This window comes from Photobacterium aquae, assembly GCF_001029445.1.
Taxonomy (GTDB): domain Bacteria; phylum Pseudomonadota; class Gammaproteobacteria; order Enterobacterales; family Vibrionaceae; genus Photobacterium; species Photobacterium aquae.
The window spans coordinates 1-1,283 of the sequence record NZ_LDOT01000044.1; the positions used below are offsets into that span (position 1 = coordinate 1).

Genomic DNA, 1,283 nt, shown 5'->3' on the forward strand with positions numbered 1-1,283 from the left:
TCGGCGTAGCCGAAAGGGCTTAACCACAGAGCTTGCGACGTCCTCCCTTAAGGCTATTTCCGTTTTTTCTTTTTTTTAGTGAAGCATGAGCGTGTCCGAATTGGGGCACGAACCCGTGACATCACTTCACTATCACTCATAGAAAAAACTTCACGGTAAAGTTCTGGATCTTGTTTGTAACGAGCAATCAGACCTTTCACATGCTCAACCAAAAAAACAGGAACACGGATAACCTCGGTAGGCTCCCCTTTTTTCCTGCCCGCACCCTCACGAGCACCACCACGTGACATAGCACTGACCTCTATTGAAATTGATTTATGAATACCGTAACACAATTCAAACGTGATGGGCTATGAAAGTTGTTACGGAAATCATATGGGTGTTTCAGTAACGCATTAAGCTGATACGTTGTGCAAACCAAAAGAAACCAGGACAAGCGCTGATAGGCTTCAAAGAGCGGCGAACCCTGCAATATTGTCGTAATAACCCCCGTATTACTGAACGGGGGTTCACTCATTCGATCGCCCCCGAAACTCTTTACGCTCAGCATCGCTCAATCGTTTCGGGGGCTTCTTATTCGTTTCGGTTAGTCCACGGCAAGAATGCCTTCCTGATTGTGTTCGTTTTCAGTTTTAAAGCGGCTTAACAGGGAGAAGGGAGAGGCAATTTTGACCTTGTCGGGCTCGGCCATTATCAGATGGTCGGTAAATTAAAGATTAATCAGTGGCCTTAATATGCCTGCGGCATGGATCGCAGACCGTTCAAGCTTGGCGTTCGTCACTGGAATGTCGAGAATTGAAGTTTTAGTTAAATACCGGTTTGGCCGGCGATTCGGGATCAAAAAGTTTTGGCTGGAATGGCCCTGTAAATCGCCGTGAAAGCGTCACAAACTTTCAATCGGGTTTATGGGTATATCGGCTTGGGTTGAGGTGAGAAATGCACGCTACGGCTTTTCTGAGCGTTCTGAGGGCTGTTTTGAATGCCAAACTGAGCCATTTAACATAATGGGCATAACAGGCACTAACAAACAGAGAGAGGCCGCATAGGAGGTTTTTTGGTTACCGGTTTCTGGTAACACCTAGAACACTAGTGTTCTAGGTTTAGCTCGGCGTGATCTGTTACTCCTGAACCTTTGGTAATATCTGGAACACTAGTGTTCTAGGTTTAGCTCAACGTGATCTGTTACTCCTGAACCTTTGGTAATATCTGGAACACTAGTGTTCTAGGTTTAGCTCAACGTGATCTGTTACTCCTGAACCTTTAGTAATATCTGGAACACTAGT

Annotated in this window: 1 protein-coding gene; it reads right to left on the reverse strand. The window is 45.6% G+C overall.

Features of this window, described 5'->3' with window-relative positions; all coding sequences use genetic code 11:
* Positions 1–53: 53 nt before the first annotated feature.
* Entirely contained in the window at positions 54–290 is a 237-nt protein-coding gene (locus ABT56_RS20980; protein ID WP_047880885.1) for a hypothetical protein, read from the reverse strand.
* Positions 291–1,283: the final 993 nt, after the last annotated feature.